A 15754-nucleotide genomic window follows, 5' to 3' on the forward strand; every position below is an offset into this window, starting at 1 on the left:
ATCCGGTTGGGGCGAACTGTACGGTCCATGCCGCCCGACCGCTGCATGTCCGATCCCAAATCTCCACCACGTGGATGATAGGGCGTCTGCCCGCCCTGCGGACAATGGGGCCGGGGCCACCTGGACCAACCGTTCCGCCCCACCCCATCATCCAGGTCTGCCAGGATCGGGGGAGGCGTGGATGACCAGGGTAACGCGGCACTTCATTAAGGTTGACGGGCGGCTGGTTCATTACCGGCGCGCGGGGCAGGGGCCGGTCCTGCTGGCCCTGCACCAGTCGCCCCGCGACAGTGCCGAACTGCTGCCCCTGATGCGGGCGATGGCACCTTTTGCTACCGTGATCGCGCCGGACAATCCCGGTTTCGGCCTGTCCGACCCGCTGCCGCCGGGTCCCGCCACGATGGACCGGTTTGCCGGCGCTGTCGATCGTCTGATGGACGCGCTGGGCCTGATCCGGGCCGCGTTCTATGGCCTTCACACCGGTGCCTGCATCGCCAGCCGCTTCGCCGCCCTATATCCGCAGCGCGTCTCCGGCCTTGTCGTTGATGGCTTCATGTTCATGGAGGAGACGGAAAGGGCGGATATGCTGGCCCATTATCTGCCGGCCTTTCATCCGCAATGGGATGGCGGGCATCTGGCCTGGGCCTGGCATCGCATCCGCGATCAGGGCATCTTCTTCCCCTGGTATCGGCGCGACCCGTCGGCCCGGCTGGCCCGGCCAAAGCCTGACCTGACCCGCATCCATGATCAGATCATGGAATTCCTGCGGGCCGGCGACAGCTACCGCACCGGGTATGAGGCGGCCTTGTCGTATCGCCCGGCGGCGGACATGGTGGCCCTGACGGTTCCCACATTGCTGTTCGCGGCACAGGATGATCCGTTGTGCCGCTACATGGCAAAGCTGCCGCCGCTGCCGGACGGTGTCACGGCGGGGACGGCACCCAACCGCACCGCCGCCTGGGATGTCATCACCGGTTTCCTGCGGGGGCACCTGCCCGCCGAACCGGCACCCCCGCCGCCTGACTTTCCGGCGCGGGGCGTGACGGATGGCATCGCCTGGTTGGCGGGTGGGCAGGGGGCGCCCTGTCTGCGCCTGCATGATCTGGGTGGGGCGGGCGGTCTTCTGCCCCCGCCGTCCGCCGGTGCGTGGCTTGCCCCCGACCTGCCCGGCATGGGCGATAGTGAGGCGGTGGCCGATCCCGGCGATCTTGCCGCCATGGCCGATGCCATCGCCGGCCTGCTGACCACACGCGGCTGGACAGGGGGAGAGGTGGAGGGCTGGGGCTATGGCGCGGCTGTCGCGTCTCTGCTGGCGAGGCGGCATCCGGGACTGGTCACTGGCCTGACCCTGCATTCCGGCATCGCCGAACCGCCCCTGGATCTGCGCCCCGTGGAAGGCGGCGGACACCTGCTGGCGGCGTGGCAGCAGGCGCGCGACAGCCACCTTTTCACCCCCGGCAACGGTGTGCTGCCGGGGCCGGAGCGGTTGCAGGCGGAGAGCTGGTACTGGCTGAAAGCGGCACCGGTTCTGGACCAAGCCTGGAAGGCGCTGGGGGCGGTTGGTTGGTAGTGTATTTGGTGCCCGGAAACGGTGCCCGGCATTATCTAAGTGTTTTCGCGTATCATCTGTGGATTGTCACAGGGTGGGTGGCGTTTTGGCCCTCAGCCTACCAACATCACGCTCACGCGAAAGTAACCTTAGACACCCAAACCGTTGCGCCACAACTCGGATTGGCGTGCCCGACACAGCCTCAATCACTCGATCCCGAAAATCATGTGAATGGGACTTTCCTTGCGTCCAGTCAGCAGATCTATCCAGTGCCATCCAGTGACCGTGAATTACAATTTAAGTTTAACAGGGTGCGGAAAAACCATGCGGCGCATCCGTTCCGCCGCATCGCCAATGGCCTGTCCCGCGACATCCAGTACGCCGCCAAAGGATAGGAAACCGTGAAACGTACCGGGGTAGGTCAGGTGCTCCGCCGCGACGCCGGCATCGCGCAGGCGCGATGCGTAGAGTGCCGCCTCATCATGCAGTGGATCATATCCGCCCGTCAGCAGCAGGGCCGGCGGCAAGCCGCGAAGATCGGGTGACAGCAGGGGCGATACAGCCGGCAGGAAGGCCAGACCCGGATCGGTCAGGTAATTGCCCTTGGCCCAGGCAATGCCGTCCCGCGACAGGAAGTACTCGCCATTGCCCTTGGTCTGCCGAGAGGTGAGGCGTGGATCACCATCGGCCAGGGTCAGCACGGGGTAGAACAGTACCTGACCCCTGGGCCGCCGTTCCGTTGGGCACAGCAGCTGACAGACGGCGGCGGCCAGGGTGCCGCCGGCACTGTCGCCGCCGATCAGCAGCCGGGCCGGGTCCCCGCCATGATCCCCGATCCGGGACAGCGCCCAGCGGGTGCTGTTCAGCGCATCGTCCAACGGGGCGGGAAACGGGTTCTCCGGTGCTAGACGGTAACCCACACTGGCCACGATGAACCCGCTCTTTGCCGCCAGATGCGACAGTGGCGCGTCATAGCAGGCAAGGCCACCCATGGACCAGCCGCCGCCATGGAAGAACAGCAGCACCGGTGCCGGTCCCCGGACCGACTGCGGACGGTAGATCCGCAGCGGCAGGGGATGATCGGCCAGGGGCACCCCCTCCATCCGGATGGAGACATCATCCGCCACCGGCCCGCCCAGTTGACTGAACAGCAGGTCGTAGTCGCGCCGGGCGGTCGCCATGTCGATATCATCGATGGCGGTGCCGCCCGCCTGTCGGAAGCTTTCAAGAAGGTTGAGGGACTGCGGGTCCAGCGTCACGATCGGCCACTCCCCGTCAGTAGCGGTATTTCAGGCCCAGCGACCAGGTACGCGGCGCGCCGTAATAGGCGAGCTGGTAACCCAGGCTGTCCGACAGGTCGAAACCGTGGCTGACATAGCGCTTGTCGGTGATGTTGCGGATGCCGAATGTGCCGGTCCAATGCTCGTCCGCCGTCTGGAACGCCACCTGAGCGTTCAGCAGGGCATAGCCGGACTGGGCCAGCACTTCGCTGCTGCTGACGGTGGGATAGGTCTTGGAGCGGTAGGAGAGGTCACCATCCACGATCACCCGGCCGGCATCGCCCACTTCCCGCTGCCAGTTGGCGGCAAGGCGGAAGCTCCATTCCGGGGAATTCACGGGGGTGCGCAGGTGGGAAATGTCGGCCCCGCCCGGCCCCTTATATTCATCATACTGCGCGTCCAGCCAGGCGGCGGTGGCGGACAGGGTCAGGTCCTGCGTGGCCCGCGCCGTCATTTCCAGCTCCAGCCCCTTGGTCGTGGCGGCGCCGGCATTGGTGAACAGGGCCGCGAAGCCGCCCGTGCTGTCGGCCACGAAGCTGGAAAGCTGCAAATCCTTGTAGTCGTTATAGAAACCGGCAAGGTTCAGGGTCATCCGGCGATCCAGCAGGCTGGATTTCAGGCCGACCTCATAGGACCACATGGTCTCCGGATCATAGGCAACCGCCTGGGCCGGGTTGTTGGACCGGCCATCGAAGCCACCGCTTTTGAACCCGCGCGCCGCACTGGCATAAGCCATGACATCGTCGCTGAGTTTGTAATCCAGCCCCAGCTTGGGCGACAGCGATGACCAGTTGTCGCCCGTCTTCACATCGGTAATCCGCAGGCCGGTGCCCAGCGGCGGTGGGACGGGAGCAGTGGCCGCGAAGAATTCCTGAATCCGGTCGAAATCCTTCTTCTCATAGGTGTAACGAAGGCCGGCGGTCAGCGACAGGGCATCGGTGACGTGATAGCTGCCCTGGCCATAGGCGGCGTAGGAACGGTTGGTCTGATCGTTCAGGGAGTTGGTGACGAGGCTGATGACGGGGCCGGCAAGGCCGCTTTCCGTCTCGTCATGCTCGCGGAAATAATAGAGGCCGAAGACGCCATCGAACCGGTCACTCTTCACATTGGCCTGGAATTCCTGGCTGAACTGCTTCTGCGCCTCGTCCACGAAGACGCCGAAGATGGCGGCACCCGTGGCATCCAGGTCCAGATGCGTTTTGTAATCCATGGTCCGGTAGGCGGTGATGGATTTCAGGCTGACGGTATCGCTGGCGTCCCAGCTGATATGGGCGGCGACACCGCGCACCGACAGCTTGTTCAGGCCGTTGAAATCAGCATCGACCTTGAACGGGTCGGCATTGGGCGGGGTCCCGAACACGGCGGTGGCGCGGGCCGGGGCGCGTGAGGTATCGGGACGGTCGTCGGACCCGTCGGCGGAAAGGGACAGGGTCAAGCGGTCATTGGGCGTAGCCTTCAGGCCCAGGCGCCAGGCGAAGGTTTCCTGATCGCCATCATCCTTGCCGCTCACGGAGTTCTTGGCATAGCCGTCGCGCGACAGGTAGGCGATGGCGGCACTGCCGGCCAGTTTTTCCGGGATCAGGGGACCACGGACCGACGCCTTCACATCGCGGCGGTCATAATCGCCAAACGTGGCCTCCAGGCTGGCGGCGGTGCGGTCGTCGGGCTGTTTGGAGACGAATTTGACAGCGCCGCCGATGGTGTTGCGGCCATAAAGCGTGCCCTGGGGACCGCGCAGCACCTCCACCCGTTCCGTATCGAACACATCCAGGAAGGCGCCCTGGGCGCGGCCCAGATAGACATCGTCCAGATAGATGCCGACACCGGGATCGGCAAAGGCTAGGCTGTCGATCTGTCCCACGCCGCGGATATAGACGACGGCGTTCGACGCATCGCCCTCATGCAGGGTCAGGTTGGGCACGGCGGCCTGCAGGTCGCCCAGGTCGGACGCGCCCAGCCGGTCCAGCGCATCCGCCGACAGGGCCGTGACGGCAACGGGTGCATCCTGCAGCCGCTCCGCCGACCGCCGGGCCGTCACCACAATCTCTTCCAGGGCCAGCGTATCGCCCTGGCCCGTCTCCTGTGCCCAAACGGGCAGCACCGCGATACCGGTCAGCAGCCCCGCCATATAGGTGGCATTCCACGCGCTTGTCTTGGCCATGTTTCCTGTCCCCATCCACGCGGCGGTCAGATGCCGCCGTTGAGGCCAGCATGGCCCGTGCCGGGGACAGGATATAGCGAAGAGACAGCGGACAAGATTGCCGCAGATTTTGCGGGTATCTGGCGGCAACCTATCCCAGGCTGGCGCGATAGGCCCGCCAGCCACCGAAAGGGGTGATGTCGGTGGCACCGGCTAGGGCGTGACTTTCGCACAGGAAACAGGTGACCTGACGGCCATCATCCAGCGTCACCTTGCCCACGCCCAGCGGGGCGGGGATGCGGGCGACGAACTGGCCGAAGGCGGCGGGGGGTAAGGCCCATTCCTCTGCCACGATCCCCGGCCCCGTGAAGCCGGGCTCACGCACCAAACCGGGCTTGGGCGGTACGGTCCCGGCCAGGGCATAGAAGCGGTAATCGGGGGCGGTGCGCACATCGGCCAGCTTGATCCCGCCGACGCTGGTCAGCTCCTGGTTCAGCGGCATGCCCGACAGATGGGCACCGACCACCACGATAGGCAGCCAGTCGGCGGGTGTGGTGGGCATGATCTCTCCCTTGCCATGCAGGCGGCTGGCCAGCAAGGCCAGACCATTATCGGTGAAGGCAGGCCCGACCAGCGTAACGCCAAAGGGCAGGCCATTGGGGCGGCACCCGGCGGGCACGGCTACGGCGGCACAGTCCAGCAGGTTCACAAAATTGGTGTAGCGGCCCAGATGGCTGTTCAGCCGCACGGGATCGGCCAGCATGTCCGCGACCGTGTAGATGGTGGGCGTGGTGGGCAGCAGCAGCAGATCAACATCGCACCACAGGCGGGCAATTTCCTGAGTGTAGAAGGCCAGGGAATATTGGCCGACAAAGGCCTCCACCGCTGTCTTGCCCTCCGCCCCGGCGATGATGGCGCGCACGGTGGGGTCCATGGCGTCGGCCTGACCCTCAAAAAACTCCTCAATCGCGGCCAGACGTTCGGCCACCCAAGGGCCGCCATAAAGCAGATGCGCACATTCGCGCAGCGGCTTGTAATCAAACGGTACCGCCGTGCCGCCCAGGGACACCAGCCGTTCCACCGATGCGTCGTACAGCGCCTCTGCCGCGTGATCGCCCAAGAACTCCTTCTCCGCCCCCGTCAGCACGCCAAAGCGGAAGCCGGACAGGCGCAGGGGCCGGGTCTGGGGTGGCCGTGAGAAGGGGTCGGCGGCATCAAACCCTTCCGCCACACGGCGGACGAGGTCACCATCGGCCACATCATGGGCCAGTACCGTGATGCAATCCTGTGAGCGGCAGGCGGGCACGAGGCCAGAGGTGGACAGCAGACCCTTGCTGGGCTTGATCCCCACCAAATCGTTAAAGGCAGCGGGCACCCGGCCCGATCCCGCCGTGTCGGTGCCAAGGGCAAAGGCCACCTGCCCGCGCGCCACCACCACCGCCGACCCGGAACTGGACCCGCCAGAGATATAGTCGCTGTTGAACACACAGCGCGGGGCGCCATAGGGGCTGCGCGTGCCGTTCAGCCCTGTGGCGAACTGATCCAGGTTGGTCTTGCCCACCAGGATCGCCCCGGCGGCGCGCAGTTTGGCCACCACCGTGCTGTCGGATGCGGGCGTGAAGGCAAAGGCGGGGCAGGCGGCGGTGGTGGGGATGCCGCCCGCGTCGATATTATCCTTGGCGGCAAAGGGGATGCCCCAGAGCGGCTTTGCCGGGTCATAGCCACCCGCCGCCAGCGCCGCTGCCTCGGCACGAAGCTGTTCGGCGGGAACCAGGGATATCCAGGCGGCAGGATCAGGGTTGGCGGCCAGACGCGCCAACACCGCCTCAATCACCGCGACCGGGTTGCTGGCCCCGCTGCGATAAAGCTCGGTCAGGGCCTGGATGGTCAGTTTTTCGGGCAGCATCAGACGATATCCTCCAGAATGGCGACGGTCTGTCCGGCATTGACGGTGCGGCCCGGCTTCGCGGTGATCTCCCGCACCCGGCCCGCACTGGCGGCCTTGACCTCCATCTCCATCTTCATGCTTTCCAGGATCAGGATGGTGTCACCGGCGGCCACCACCTGGCCCGGCTCCACCATCACCTTCCAGACATTGCCTGTTACACCTGTTTCGACACCGGAACAACCATCGGGCAGGCTGGTATTGTCGGTCACCGGGCCGCCATCGTCGCTGACGAAACTGTCCAGGCCACGGGCCTTCCAATCTTCCCGCTCGGCCTCAAACGCCGCCTGCTGGCGGGTTTTGAAGGCATCAATGCCGGCAGCATTCTCGGCCTGGAAACGCAGGTGTTCGGCATAGTCCAGCGTTGTTTCCTCTATCCGCACGGGGTAGCGGCCATGGGGGAAAGCCTCACGCGCTTTAGCCAATTCCTGTTCCGTTACGGGAAAGAAACGAATTTGGTCAAAGAAGCGCAGCAGCCAGGGGCTGCCCTGCTGGAAGGGGGAGGTGCTGCGCCAGGAATTCCACACCTGGATGGTGCGGCCAAACAACTGGTATCCGCCCGGCCCCTCCATGCCATAGATGCACATATAGGCCCCGCCGATGCCCACGGCATTTTCCGGGGTCCAGGTGCGGGCGGGATTATATTTGGTGGTCACCAGCCGGTGGCGCGGGTCCAGCGGCGTGGCCACCGGTGCACCCAAATAGACGTCGCCCAGCCCATAGACAAGGTAGGAGGCATCGAAGACGATGCGCTTTACGTCTTCCTGACTGTCCAGCCCATTGATGCGGCGGATGAATTCAATATTGTCCGGGCACCAGGGGGCGTCGGCCCGCACCAGTTCCTGATACTTGGTCATCGCCAGCCGGACCTGTGGATCATTCCACGACAGGGGCAGATGCACGATACGGCTGGGCACCTTGGCCTGCTCAATGCTGCCCAGGCCCGCCTCAATCTCCGCCAGCACAGCCAGCAGCGTGCGGAGCGGCAACGTTCCGCTGTCGTAATGAACCTGGAGGGAGCGGATGCCGGGGGTCAGGTCGATGATGCCGGGCAGGGCACGCTCACGCAAGGCTGTGACCAGCAGATGCACACGCAGCCGCAGGCCCAGGTCCAGCGCCATCGGCCCGTATTCCACCAGCAGATAATCATCCCCCGCCCGGCGATAGACCACAGGCACCGGCCCGTCGATGCGCGCCAGGATGGGGGAGGGGAGGGTGGCATGGGTGATGATGGCGGGGGCCTTGGGTGTCACAGATACCGGCACAAACCGCACCTTGTCGCCGGGCCGCAACTGCCCGACCTTCCACAGATCATCCTTGGCGACGACCACCGGGCAGACGAAACCGCCTAGGCTGGGGCCATCGGGGCCTAAGATGATGGGCATGTCGCCGGTAAAGTCCACAGCACCAATGGCATAGGCATTGTCATGGATGTTGGACGGGTGCAGCCCCGCCTCCCCGCCATCGGCGCGGGCCCAGGCCGGGCGCGGGCCGATCAGGCGCACGCCGGTGCGGGCGGAATTGAAATGCACCTCATAGGTGGCGGCAAACAGGTCGGCGATATCCGCTTCCTGGAAAAAGTCCGGGGCGCCATGTGGCCCGTAATGGACGGACAATTGCCAGTCATTGGACAGAATGGGCAGGGCGGGCGTTTCGGCCACCCCCACCGGCAGCCCGGCCAGGGTCAGCGTGTCACCCGCCTTCAGGCAGCCGGTGGCATGCCCCCCAAAGCGGCCCAGCGCGAAGGTGGCCTTGGAGCCCAGATATGTCGGCGCATCAAAGCCACCGGCCACGGCCAGATAGGTGCGCTGCCCCGCCCCCTGAATACGGCCCAGCGCCAGGGTCTGCCCGGCCTTGACGGTGACCGGTGTGCCATGGGCCACGCCCACACCATCCAGCGTCGCCGCCATCACCGCCCCCGTCAGGGCGATGGTGGCATCGGCATTGAAGCGCAGGGTGGGGCCGGTCAGGGTGCATTCCAGCGCCGCCGTGCCCTCCGCATTACCCAAAAGCCGGTTGGCCAGACGGAAGGATTTATCATCCATCGGCCCCGATGGCGGCACGCCGACATCCCAATAACCCAGCCGCCCCGGCCAATCCTGGATGGAGGTCTGGGCACCGGGGGCCAGCACCTCAATCGTCGCCGGGGTGAAGGCGAAATCCTTCAGCACCGATGTGGCGACTTTCCCCTGTCGGAACACATCCGACCCGATGATGGCAGCCAGATAGGACAGGTTGGTTTCAATCCCGGCCACGCGGCTGGCGGCCAGGGCGGCTGACAGCTTGTCGATGGCGGCATCACGGCTGTCGGCATGCACGATCAGCTTGGCCAGCATCGGGTCGTAATTGGCCGTGACCTCCGTGCCGGTCGCCACCCAGCCATCGACACGGATATCGGTGGGGAAGGTCACATCGGTCAACAGGCCGGTAGAGGGGCGGAAATCGGCGGCGGCATTTTCGGCATAAAGCCGGACCTCAATCGCGGCCCCCTGCGGGATCAGGCTTTCCTGCGGGGGCAGGGTGAAATCACATGCTGCCTGCCGCACCATCCATTCCACCAGATCGACGCCGAACACGGCCTCTGTCACCGGATGTTCGACCTGCAACCGCGTATTCACCTCCAGGAAATAGACCTGGGCGCGGGCCACATCATAGATGAACTCCACCGTGCCCGCGGACGCGTACTTGACCGATTGGCCCAGGGCGATGGCGGCATCGCGCAGGTGCAGGCGCACCGCATCGGGCAGGCTGGGGGCGGGCGTTTCTTCCACCACCTTCTGGTTACGGCGTTGCAGGGAGCAGTCGCGCTCCCCCAGTGCCACGACCCCGCCCTTGCCATCGCCGAAAATCTGCACCTCGACATGCCGCGCCTCGGCCACGAAGCGTTCCAGATACACCCGCGCATCGCCAAAGCTGCTGGTGGCCATGCGCTGGACGGCGGCGAACTTGGCGGCCAGCTCCTCAGCAGAATGGCAAAGCTGCATACCGATGCCACCACCGCCCGCGGTACTTTTCAGCATGACGGGGAAGCCGATCTCGGCCGCCGCCACCTGCGCCTGTTCCACATCCTCCAGAATGTCGGTGCCGGGCAGCAGCGGCACGCCCGCCGCCTTGGCCAGGGCGCGGGCCGTGTGCTTCAGGCCGAAACCTTGCAGATGTTCCACGCGCGGGCCGATGAAGGTGATGCCCGCCGCGTTCAGCCGTTCCACAAACCGGGCATTTTCCGACAGGAAGCCATAGCCGGGGTGGACCGCCTGCGCCCCCGTCGCCTTGCAGGCGGCGATGACGGCATCAATATCCAGATAGGATTGTTTGGCGGGCGAGGGGCCGATATGCACGGCCTCGTCCGCTGACAGGACCGGCAGGGTGAAACGGTCGGCGTCGGAATAGACGGCGACAGAGGCGATACCCATGCGCCGCAGGGTTTTGACCAGCCGCGCGCAGATCTCGCCACGATTGGCGATCAGGACCTTGGTGAACATCAGATATCCCCTTTGGCGTCAGGCAGCCCAGACCAGCACCCGGATGGGCGTGGGGTCGAAGGCGTTGCAGGGATTGTTCACCTGGGGACAGTTGGAGATGACACACAGCAAATCCTGATGTGCCACCATTTCCACATAATCCCCGCCCGATGACACGCCATCGGCAATGGCCAGCGTACCGTCAGGGTCGATGGGCACATTCATGAAGAAATTGATGTTGGGCACGATATCGCGCTTGCCCATGCCATGGCGCGACACGGCGATCAGGAAGTTTTCCCGACAGGCATGCATGTATTTGGTCTGTTGCCCGAAGCGCACGGTGTTGCTTTCGCAGGAGCACGCCCCGGCGGATGTATCATGGCTGCCGCTGGTATCGGCAATCACGGTGGCCAACGGGTTGCCCCGGTTGGAATATAGCACCGACCCCGGCCCGATATAGGGCGTACCCTGGGCCAGCACCGTATCCTGCGCGCTGTAACGCTCAGTATGGTCGGAAAGGCTATAGAACAGGGTGTCGACGGCCTGACAGCCCTCGCTGTCGATGATGCGGAACACCTGGCCCTTGCGCACGATGCCGGACCAGGGATGTTCCGCCGGGATCACTTCATCGTGGATGGCGGTGCCCAGGTCACGGCTGGACAGGACGGGGGTGAAGCTGCTGTTGGTCATGATAAATCCCTCCCCCGCTTAGGCCGACAGATAGGCGTCGGTATTGACGAAACCGCGTACAGCCTCTGCCGTGGCGGTGCGGCACAGGTCATCCGCTGCGGGTGCGGGGGCCGTGTGGATGGTCAGGTCCACAGGCACAGGTTCCACGCGCGGGGCCAACGGGTGCGGGGTGTTGGAGAGGGCCAGGATCAGGTCCATTTCGGCCCGTAGCGATACGAAATCACCCGGTGTGACGGCGCTGGCATCAAAGGCGAAGGTGCCGTCCGCACTGACGCTGGCGGGCGCGAAGAAGCTGATGCAGGGCGGGATATCCCGCTGCGTCAGCCCATGTTTGCCAGCGGCCAGGATGAAATTGTCCCGCGCGTTGCGGATACCGCTGTCGGGGCCATAGGTGCGGGTGACAGAGGCCGGGGTGGACCCGCCGATCACCGTGTCATGCCGCCCGCAACTATCCTCCACGATCGACAGCAGCACCCGCCCCATGTCGGAGAACAGGACCCGGCCCTTGCGCAGGTCCGCCGTCCACTGGATCTTGATCGTGTCGGCATGGTTGTACCGTTCCGACGGGTCGGCCAGGTTCCAGGCCAGAAGCGACACACCCGGTGTCGCCCCCGGATTGCTGATGCGCAGCACCTGCCCGCGCCGGATCACCCCGGTCCAGTACCAGCCACCGGGCAGGCTCTCGGACAGGATGATGCTGTCGGCGCTGGGCGGGGCTGCATCACGCGGGCTGGGCGGCGGCAGGACCAGCGGCGCATGGCCGGCACCGGCGGATTTCAGTTCCAGGTAGCGGGCGCGATTGGCAGCGATCTGTTCTGGGGTCTGGCGGGGCATGATGCTCCCTCCTCACGCGGCGTCGGCCGGGTCGTCCCGGTCCGGTTGCCCGTCGACAGCGGCCGGGTCGTCCCGGCGGGGCGGATTGGGGTCTGTGCCGAAGCCTGGATTGCCCGCCACCCGGCGGGGCCAGACCTCGATATCGTTGGTGATGCTGGCGCCGTAACGCAACCGTTCTTCGGGCAGGTTGCGGCGGCGGTCAAAGGCGATGACCCGGGTGCCCAGGTGAAAGGCCTCCGACAGATCATGGGTGACCATGACCACGCTCATCGGATGTTCGTGCCACAGTTTGCGCATCAGCTTATGCACATCGCCCCGGATGCCGGGGTCCAGCGCACCAAACGGTTCATCCAGCAGCAGGACCTTGGGCTTGGCAATCAAGGCCTGGGCCAGGGCCAGCCGCTGCTGCATGCCGCCCGACAATTGGGCGGGGTACTTGTCCAGCGCGTGGCTCAGGCCGACCGCGTCTAGCAGGCGGGCGGCCTCATCCTTGGCCTGACGCCGGGCGGCGCCGAACAGGCGGCCCAGCACCCCGCCGCCCTTCAGCTCTGCCCCCAGCAGCACATTGCCCAGCACGGTCAAGTGCGGGAACACGGAATAACGCTGGAACACCACGCCCCGGTCGGGGCCGGGTTCGGGCGAGATGGGAACGCCGTCGATCAGGATTTCGCCCTTGGTCGGGGTTTCCTGGGACAGCAGCATGCGCAGAAAGGTGGTCTTGCCACAGCCGGACGGGCCGACCAGGGCCACAAAGGAACGCGGGGCGATTTCCAGGTTGATCTGTTCCAGAACCACCTGCTCGCCATATTCCTTCCAGACATTGCGAACGGAAATCTGCGTCATGCCCCGGCCCTCGCATCCTCAAACCACGGGAAGGCGCGGCGTTGCAGCACCCGCAAGCCCAGATCCATCAGGAAGCACAGCAAGGTGATCCAGGCGACATAGGGCAGGATCACATCCATGGCCAGATAGCGGCGGACCAGGAAGATGCGGTAGCCAAGGCCGCTTTCACTGGCAATTGCTTCCGCCGAAATCAGGAACAGCCAGGCGGGGCCGAGGTTCAGGCGGATGCTGTCAATCAGGCGTGGCAGGATTTGTGGCAGCACCACGCGGATGGCAATGGTCCAGCTATTGGCCCCCAGCGTCTGCGCCTTGATCAATTGCTGTCGCGGCAGATCATCGATCTTCAGCATCAGATCGCGGATCAGGCACGGCAGCACGCCGACTACGATCAGGGTGATTTTCGATGCCTCCCCCAACCCCACCATGATGAACAGGATGGGCAACACGGCCAGGGGCGGCACCATCGATACCACCGTGACAAACGGGGACAGAGTGGCGCGGACATAGGGCAGCAGACCGGCGGACAACCCAACCAGCAAGCCGCCCGCCGCCGCGATGGCGATGCCCACCGCTAGCCGGGCGAGCGAGGCGCCGGTATCCAGCCACAGCAGCACATCGCCCGTGCGCTTGTCGGCGGTAAAGGCCATGCGGTCGATGGCATCGGCAAAGGCGGTCAAACCCGGCAGCAACTTGTCCGCCGGGTTTTCCGCCAGCCGCACCGCCGACCCCATTGCATAGGCCACCAGCACCGCCATAAAGGGCAGGGCCGCCAGCAGCAGCCAGCTTGTGCGGTCGGGTCGCTTGTTGATCAGGCGCATGGACGGCTCTTTCATTGCTCTGACGGTCGGGGCGCTTTACCCCTCACCCTCCCAAGCCTGTCAAGGCTTGGGAGGGTGAGGGATCAGCCGATTGGCTTGTTCCAACCGTAACCCGATCGCCCGTTACAGCTTCCCGTCTGCCGCCGCCGCCATGTAGGTGTCGGTGAAACGGAGCTTCACGAAGCTCTTGCTGCCATAGGTCACCCCACCCGGAAACTCGATCCCCACGGCTTCCGCCGACGGCGCGCCGTTGCCAAGCAGGCCGTGGTCGAACAAGAAGCCTGCAACCTTCTGCATGGTGGCCTTCGGTTCGGCCCCGCGCACGAAAGCCAGCGCGTCGGCGGGCTTGAAGAACATACGGGTAGCCTTCAACTGTGCGTCATACCCGGCTAGATCGGTGCCGGACGCCTTGCCCATGGCGGTGCGGGCGGCCACACCGGCGGGCGTGTCGGCGGACATCAGGGCCATGGTTTCATACCAGATGCCAGCCAACGCCTTGCCGAAGGCCGGATTGTCCTTCAGCGTGTCGGTATTGGCGACGGTCAGGTCGATGATTTCGCCGGGGATCTGGCTGCTGTCGAACACCTTCTTCGCACCCGGCGTGGCCAGGATTTCGGCGACCAGCGGGTTCCAGGTGACGACCGCCGTCACATCCGCCGTGGACCATGCGGCGACCATGTCAGCGTCAGAGGTGGAAACGACGCTGACATCCTTCTTTTCCGTCAGCTTCACGCTTTCCAGCGCGCGGGTCAGCAGATAATGGCTGACCGAATATTCCACCAGATTGACCTTCTGGCCCTTGATATCGGCCAGCTTATCCTTGCCCTTCAGGATGACGGCGTCATTGCCGTTGGAGAAATCGCCCACGATGACGGCGGTGGTGTCCACGCCACCGGCGGCAGGGATGGACAGGGCGTCCATGTTGGTGACGGTGACGGCGTCAAAGGCACCGGCGGTGTACTGGTTGATGCTTTCAACATAATCGTTGAACTGCACCACCTCGATCTTGATGCCGTATTTGTCGGCCCATTTCTTCACGATGCCCTGATCGGCAGCGTACTGCCACGGCATCCAGCCGACATAGATGGACCAGGCCAGCTTGAATTCCTTCTTCGGCGCCGCATAGGCGGGAAGGGAGAGCAGCGAGGCGGCAACCAGGCCGGCGGTCAATTTTCCAAGGAAGCGGCGCGTCTTCATCATCCAACCCCTGTCGTTCCAAACCGGTTTGGGGGTTGGCGGAGACCGTAAGGGGGCGCCAACCCACCTCGATCTCCCGGGCTTTTGTCCCGCCGTGTACCAGACAGGGCCGGCAACCGGCGGCGTCTGGCGGCAGCTCTCGGACCAGACACCGTGGTTTCCCACGGTCGGAACCCTAGCCACCTTTAATACGCTGTATAGCAGCAAGGTCCGTGCCAGCCGGTGTGGCGCGGATTTGCGGGGGTGCGGGATTTGAGGTGCCACAACGGCAGGCAGTTTGCCTGCATCTGCCGCATAAAATTTGGGCAGGGGCGAATTGATGGAGCGCGAGGTTGACAGGCCGAGCCTGCTTGGGCCATCTGCCTGCCTGTTGCCCGACCTGATGGAGTAGTTTGCCGTGATCGAACGTCTGATCGAACGCACCTTGTACTCGGCCCGCTGGCTGCTGGTGCCGATGTATCTTTGTCTGGCATTGGTGCTGGTCGCGTTCACTGTCCGGTTCGGTGTCGAACTGATCCATCTGTTCGATTACGCCCTGTTCGGCGAGAGCGAGGCCGATCTGATCCTGGCGGCGCTCAGCCTGGTCGATCTGACCCTGGTCGGCAGTCTGGTGGTCATGGTCATGATCAGCGGGTATGAGAATTTCGTGTCGCGCATCGAACTGGACGAGAATGACGAGAAGCTGTCCTGGCTGGGCAAGCTGGATAGCGGCACGCTGAAAGTGAAGGTCGCCGCCTCCATCGTGGCCATTTCATCCATCCACCTGCTGAAAAGCTTCATGGATGCCGACAAGGTGACCAATGACAAGCTGATGTGGCTGGTCATCATCCACCTGACCTTTGTGGTGTCGGCTGTGCTGATGGGCTGGCTGGACAAGCTGTCCTTCGCCGGCAAGGGCAAGGATTGACGGTTTGTCATTGAAGATGCAGGTCACATGTCCAGCCCGGCATGTGACCTTTTGTTTCAAGGTTGCAATATTTCGCTTTAACCACAAAAA

Annotated in this window: 11 protein-coding genes and 1 riboswitch; of the genes, 2 read left to right on the forward strand and 9 right to left on the reverse strand. The window is 64.5% G+C overall.

The genetic code is table 11. The features are described 5' to 3' along the window. Nucleotides 1-181: 181 nt before the first annotated feature. Nucleotides 182-1570 (forward strand): alpha/beta fold hydrolase, encoded by a 1389-nt coding sequence (locus tag ACODSP_RS23710; protein ID WP_488968010.1) that lies wholly within the window; start codon nucleotides 182-184, stop codon nucleotides 1568-1570. A 269-nt stretch (nucleotides 1571-1839) separates the two neighbouring features. Here ACODSP_RS23710 and ACODSP_RS23715 read toward each other — a convergent pair whose 3' ends face one another. The 9 genes from ACODSP_RS23715 to ACODSP_RS23755 form a co-directional block, all read right to left on the reverse strand. After that, complete coding sequence (locus ACODSP_RS23715; protein WP_488968011.1) at nucleotides 1840-2808, reverse strand: alpha/beta hydrolase; 969 nt, start codon at nucleotides 2806-2808, stop codon at nucleotides 1840-1842. Between the two features lie 16 nt (nucleotides 2809-2824). Further along, complete coding sequence (locus ACODSP_RS23720; protein ID WP_488968012.1) at nucleotides 2825-4990, reverse strand: TonB-dependent receptor; 2166 nt, start codon at nucleotides 4988-4990, stop codon at nucleotides 2825-2827. 130 nt (nucleotides 4991-5120) lie between these two features. Beyond that, the gene (gene atzF / locus ACODSP_RS23725) at nucleotides 5121-6875 is read right to left on the reverse strand and encodes an allophanate hydrolase (protein WP_488968013.1); all 1755 of its coding nucleotides are present in this window, start codon (nucleotides 6873-6875) and stop codon (nucleotides 5121-5123) included. Next, complete coding sequence (gene uca / locus ACODSP_RS23730) at nucleotides 6875-10396, reverse strand: urea carboxylase (protein WP_488968014.1); 3522 nt, start codon at nucleotides 10394-10396, stop codon at nucleotides 6875-6877. The genes atzF and uca overlap by 1 nt, the downstream gene beginning before the upstream one ends. An 18-nt stretch (nucleotides 10397-10414) precedes the next feature. Then, nucleotides 10415-11065, reverse strand: a complete 651-nt coding sequence (locus ACODSP_RS23735) for an urea amidolyase associated protein UAAP2 (protein ID WP_488968015.1) — start codon at nucleotides 11063-11065, stop codon at nucleotides 10415-10417. 18 nt (nucleotides 11066-11083) lie between these two features. Beyond that, entirely contained in the window at nucleotides 11084-11899 is an 816-nt protein-coding gene (locus tag ACODSP_RS23740; RefSeq protein WP_488968016.1) for an urea amidolyase associated protein UAAP1, read from the reverse strand. 12 nt (nucleotides 11900-11911) lie between these two features. Next, nucleotides 11912-12742, reverse strand: a complete 831-nt coding sequence (locus ACODSP_RS23745; protein WP_488968017.1) for an ABC transporter ATP-binding protein — start codon at nucleotides 12740-12742, stop codon at nucleotides 11912-11914. Then, complete coding sequence (locus ACODSP_RS23750; protein ID WP_488968018.1) at nucleotides 12739-13560, reverse strand: ABC transporter permease; 822 nt, start codon at nucleotides 13558-13560, stop codon at nucleotides 12739-12741. Before ACODSP_RS23750 ends, ACODSP_RS23745 begins: the two co-directional genes overlap by 4 nt. Before the next feature lie 123 nt (nucleotides 13561-13683). Further along, nucleotides 13684-14760 carry a putative urea ABC transporter substrate-binding protein gene (locus tag ACODSP_RS23755; protein WP_488968019.1) on the reverse strand — a complete coding sequence of 359 codons (1077 nt, stop codon included), beginning with the start codon at nucleotides 14758-14760 and terminating at the stop codon, nucleotides 13684-13686. Nucleotides 14761-14828: 68 nt separating this feature from the next. Continuing rightward, a riboswitch (guanidine-I (ykkC/yxkD leader) is annotated at nucleotides 14829-14947 on the reverse strand. 207 nt (nucleotides 14948-15154) lie between these two features. Here ACODSP_RS23755 and ACODSP_RS23760 point away from each other — a divergent pair. Further along, entirely contained in the window at nucleotides 15155-15664 is a 510-nt protein-coding gene (locus ACODSP_RS23760; protein WP_488968020.1) for a TIGR00645 family protein, read from the forward strand. The last annotated feature ends 90 nt before the right edge of the window (nucleotides 15665-15754 follow it).

The sequence above is a fragment of the Niveispirillum sp. FG156 genome, from assembly GCF_057809555.1.

Excerpts from the sequence above, each read along its gene's own strand:
- ACODSP_RS23710 (WP_488968010.1), top strand. The coding sequence starts at position 182 with ATGACCAGGGTAACGCGGCACTTCATTAAGGTTGACGGGCGGCTGGTT.
- ACODSP_RS23720 (WP_488968012.1), bottom strand. The coding sequence starts at position 4,990 with ATGGCCAAGACAAGCGCGTGGAATGCCACCTATATGGCGGGGCTGCTG.
- atzF (WP_488968013.1), bottom strand. The coding sequence starts at position 6,875 with ATGCTGCCCGAAAAACTGACCATCCAGGCCCTGACCGAGCTTTATCGC.
- uca (WP_488968014.1), bottom strand. The coding sequence starts at position 10,396 with ATGTTCACCAAGGTCCTGATCGCCAATCGTGGCGAGATCTGCGCGCGG.
- ACODSP_RS23735 (WP_488968015.1), bottom strand. The coding sequence starts at position 11,065 with ATGACCAACAGCAGCTTCACCCCCGTCCTGTCCAGCCGTGACCTGGGC.
- ACODSP_RS23740 (WP_488968016.1), bottom strand. The coding sequence starts at position 11,899 with ATGCCCCGCCAGACCCCAGAACAGATCGCTGCCAATCGCGCCCGCTAC.
- ACODSP_RS23745 (WP_488968017.1), bottom strand. The coding sequence starts at position 12,742 with ATGACGCAGATTTCCGTTCGCAATGTCTGGAAGGAATATGGCGAGCAG.
- ACODSP_RS23750 (WP_488968018.1), bottom strand. The coding sequence starts at position 13,560 with ATGCGCCTGATCAACAAGCGACCCGACCGCACAAGCTGGCTGCTGCTG.
- ACODSP_RS23755 (WP_488968019.1), bottom strand. The coding sequence starts at position 14,760 with ATGATGAAGACGCGCCGCTTCCTTGGAAAATTGACCGCCGGCCTGGTT.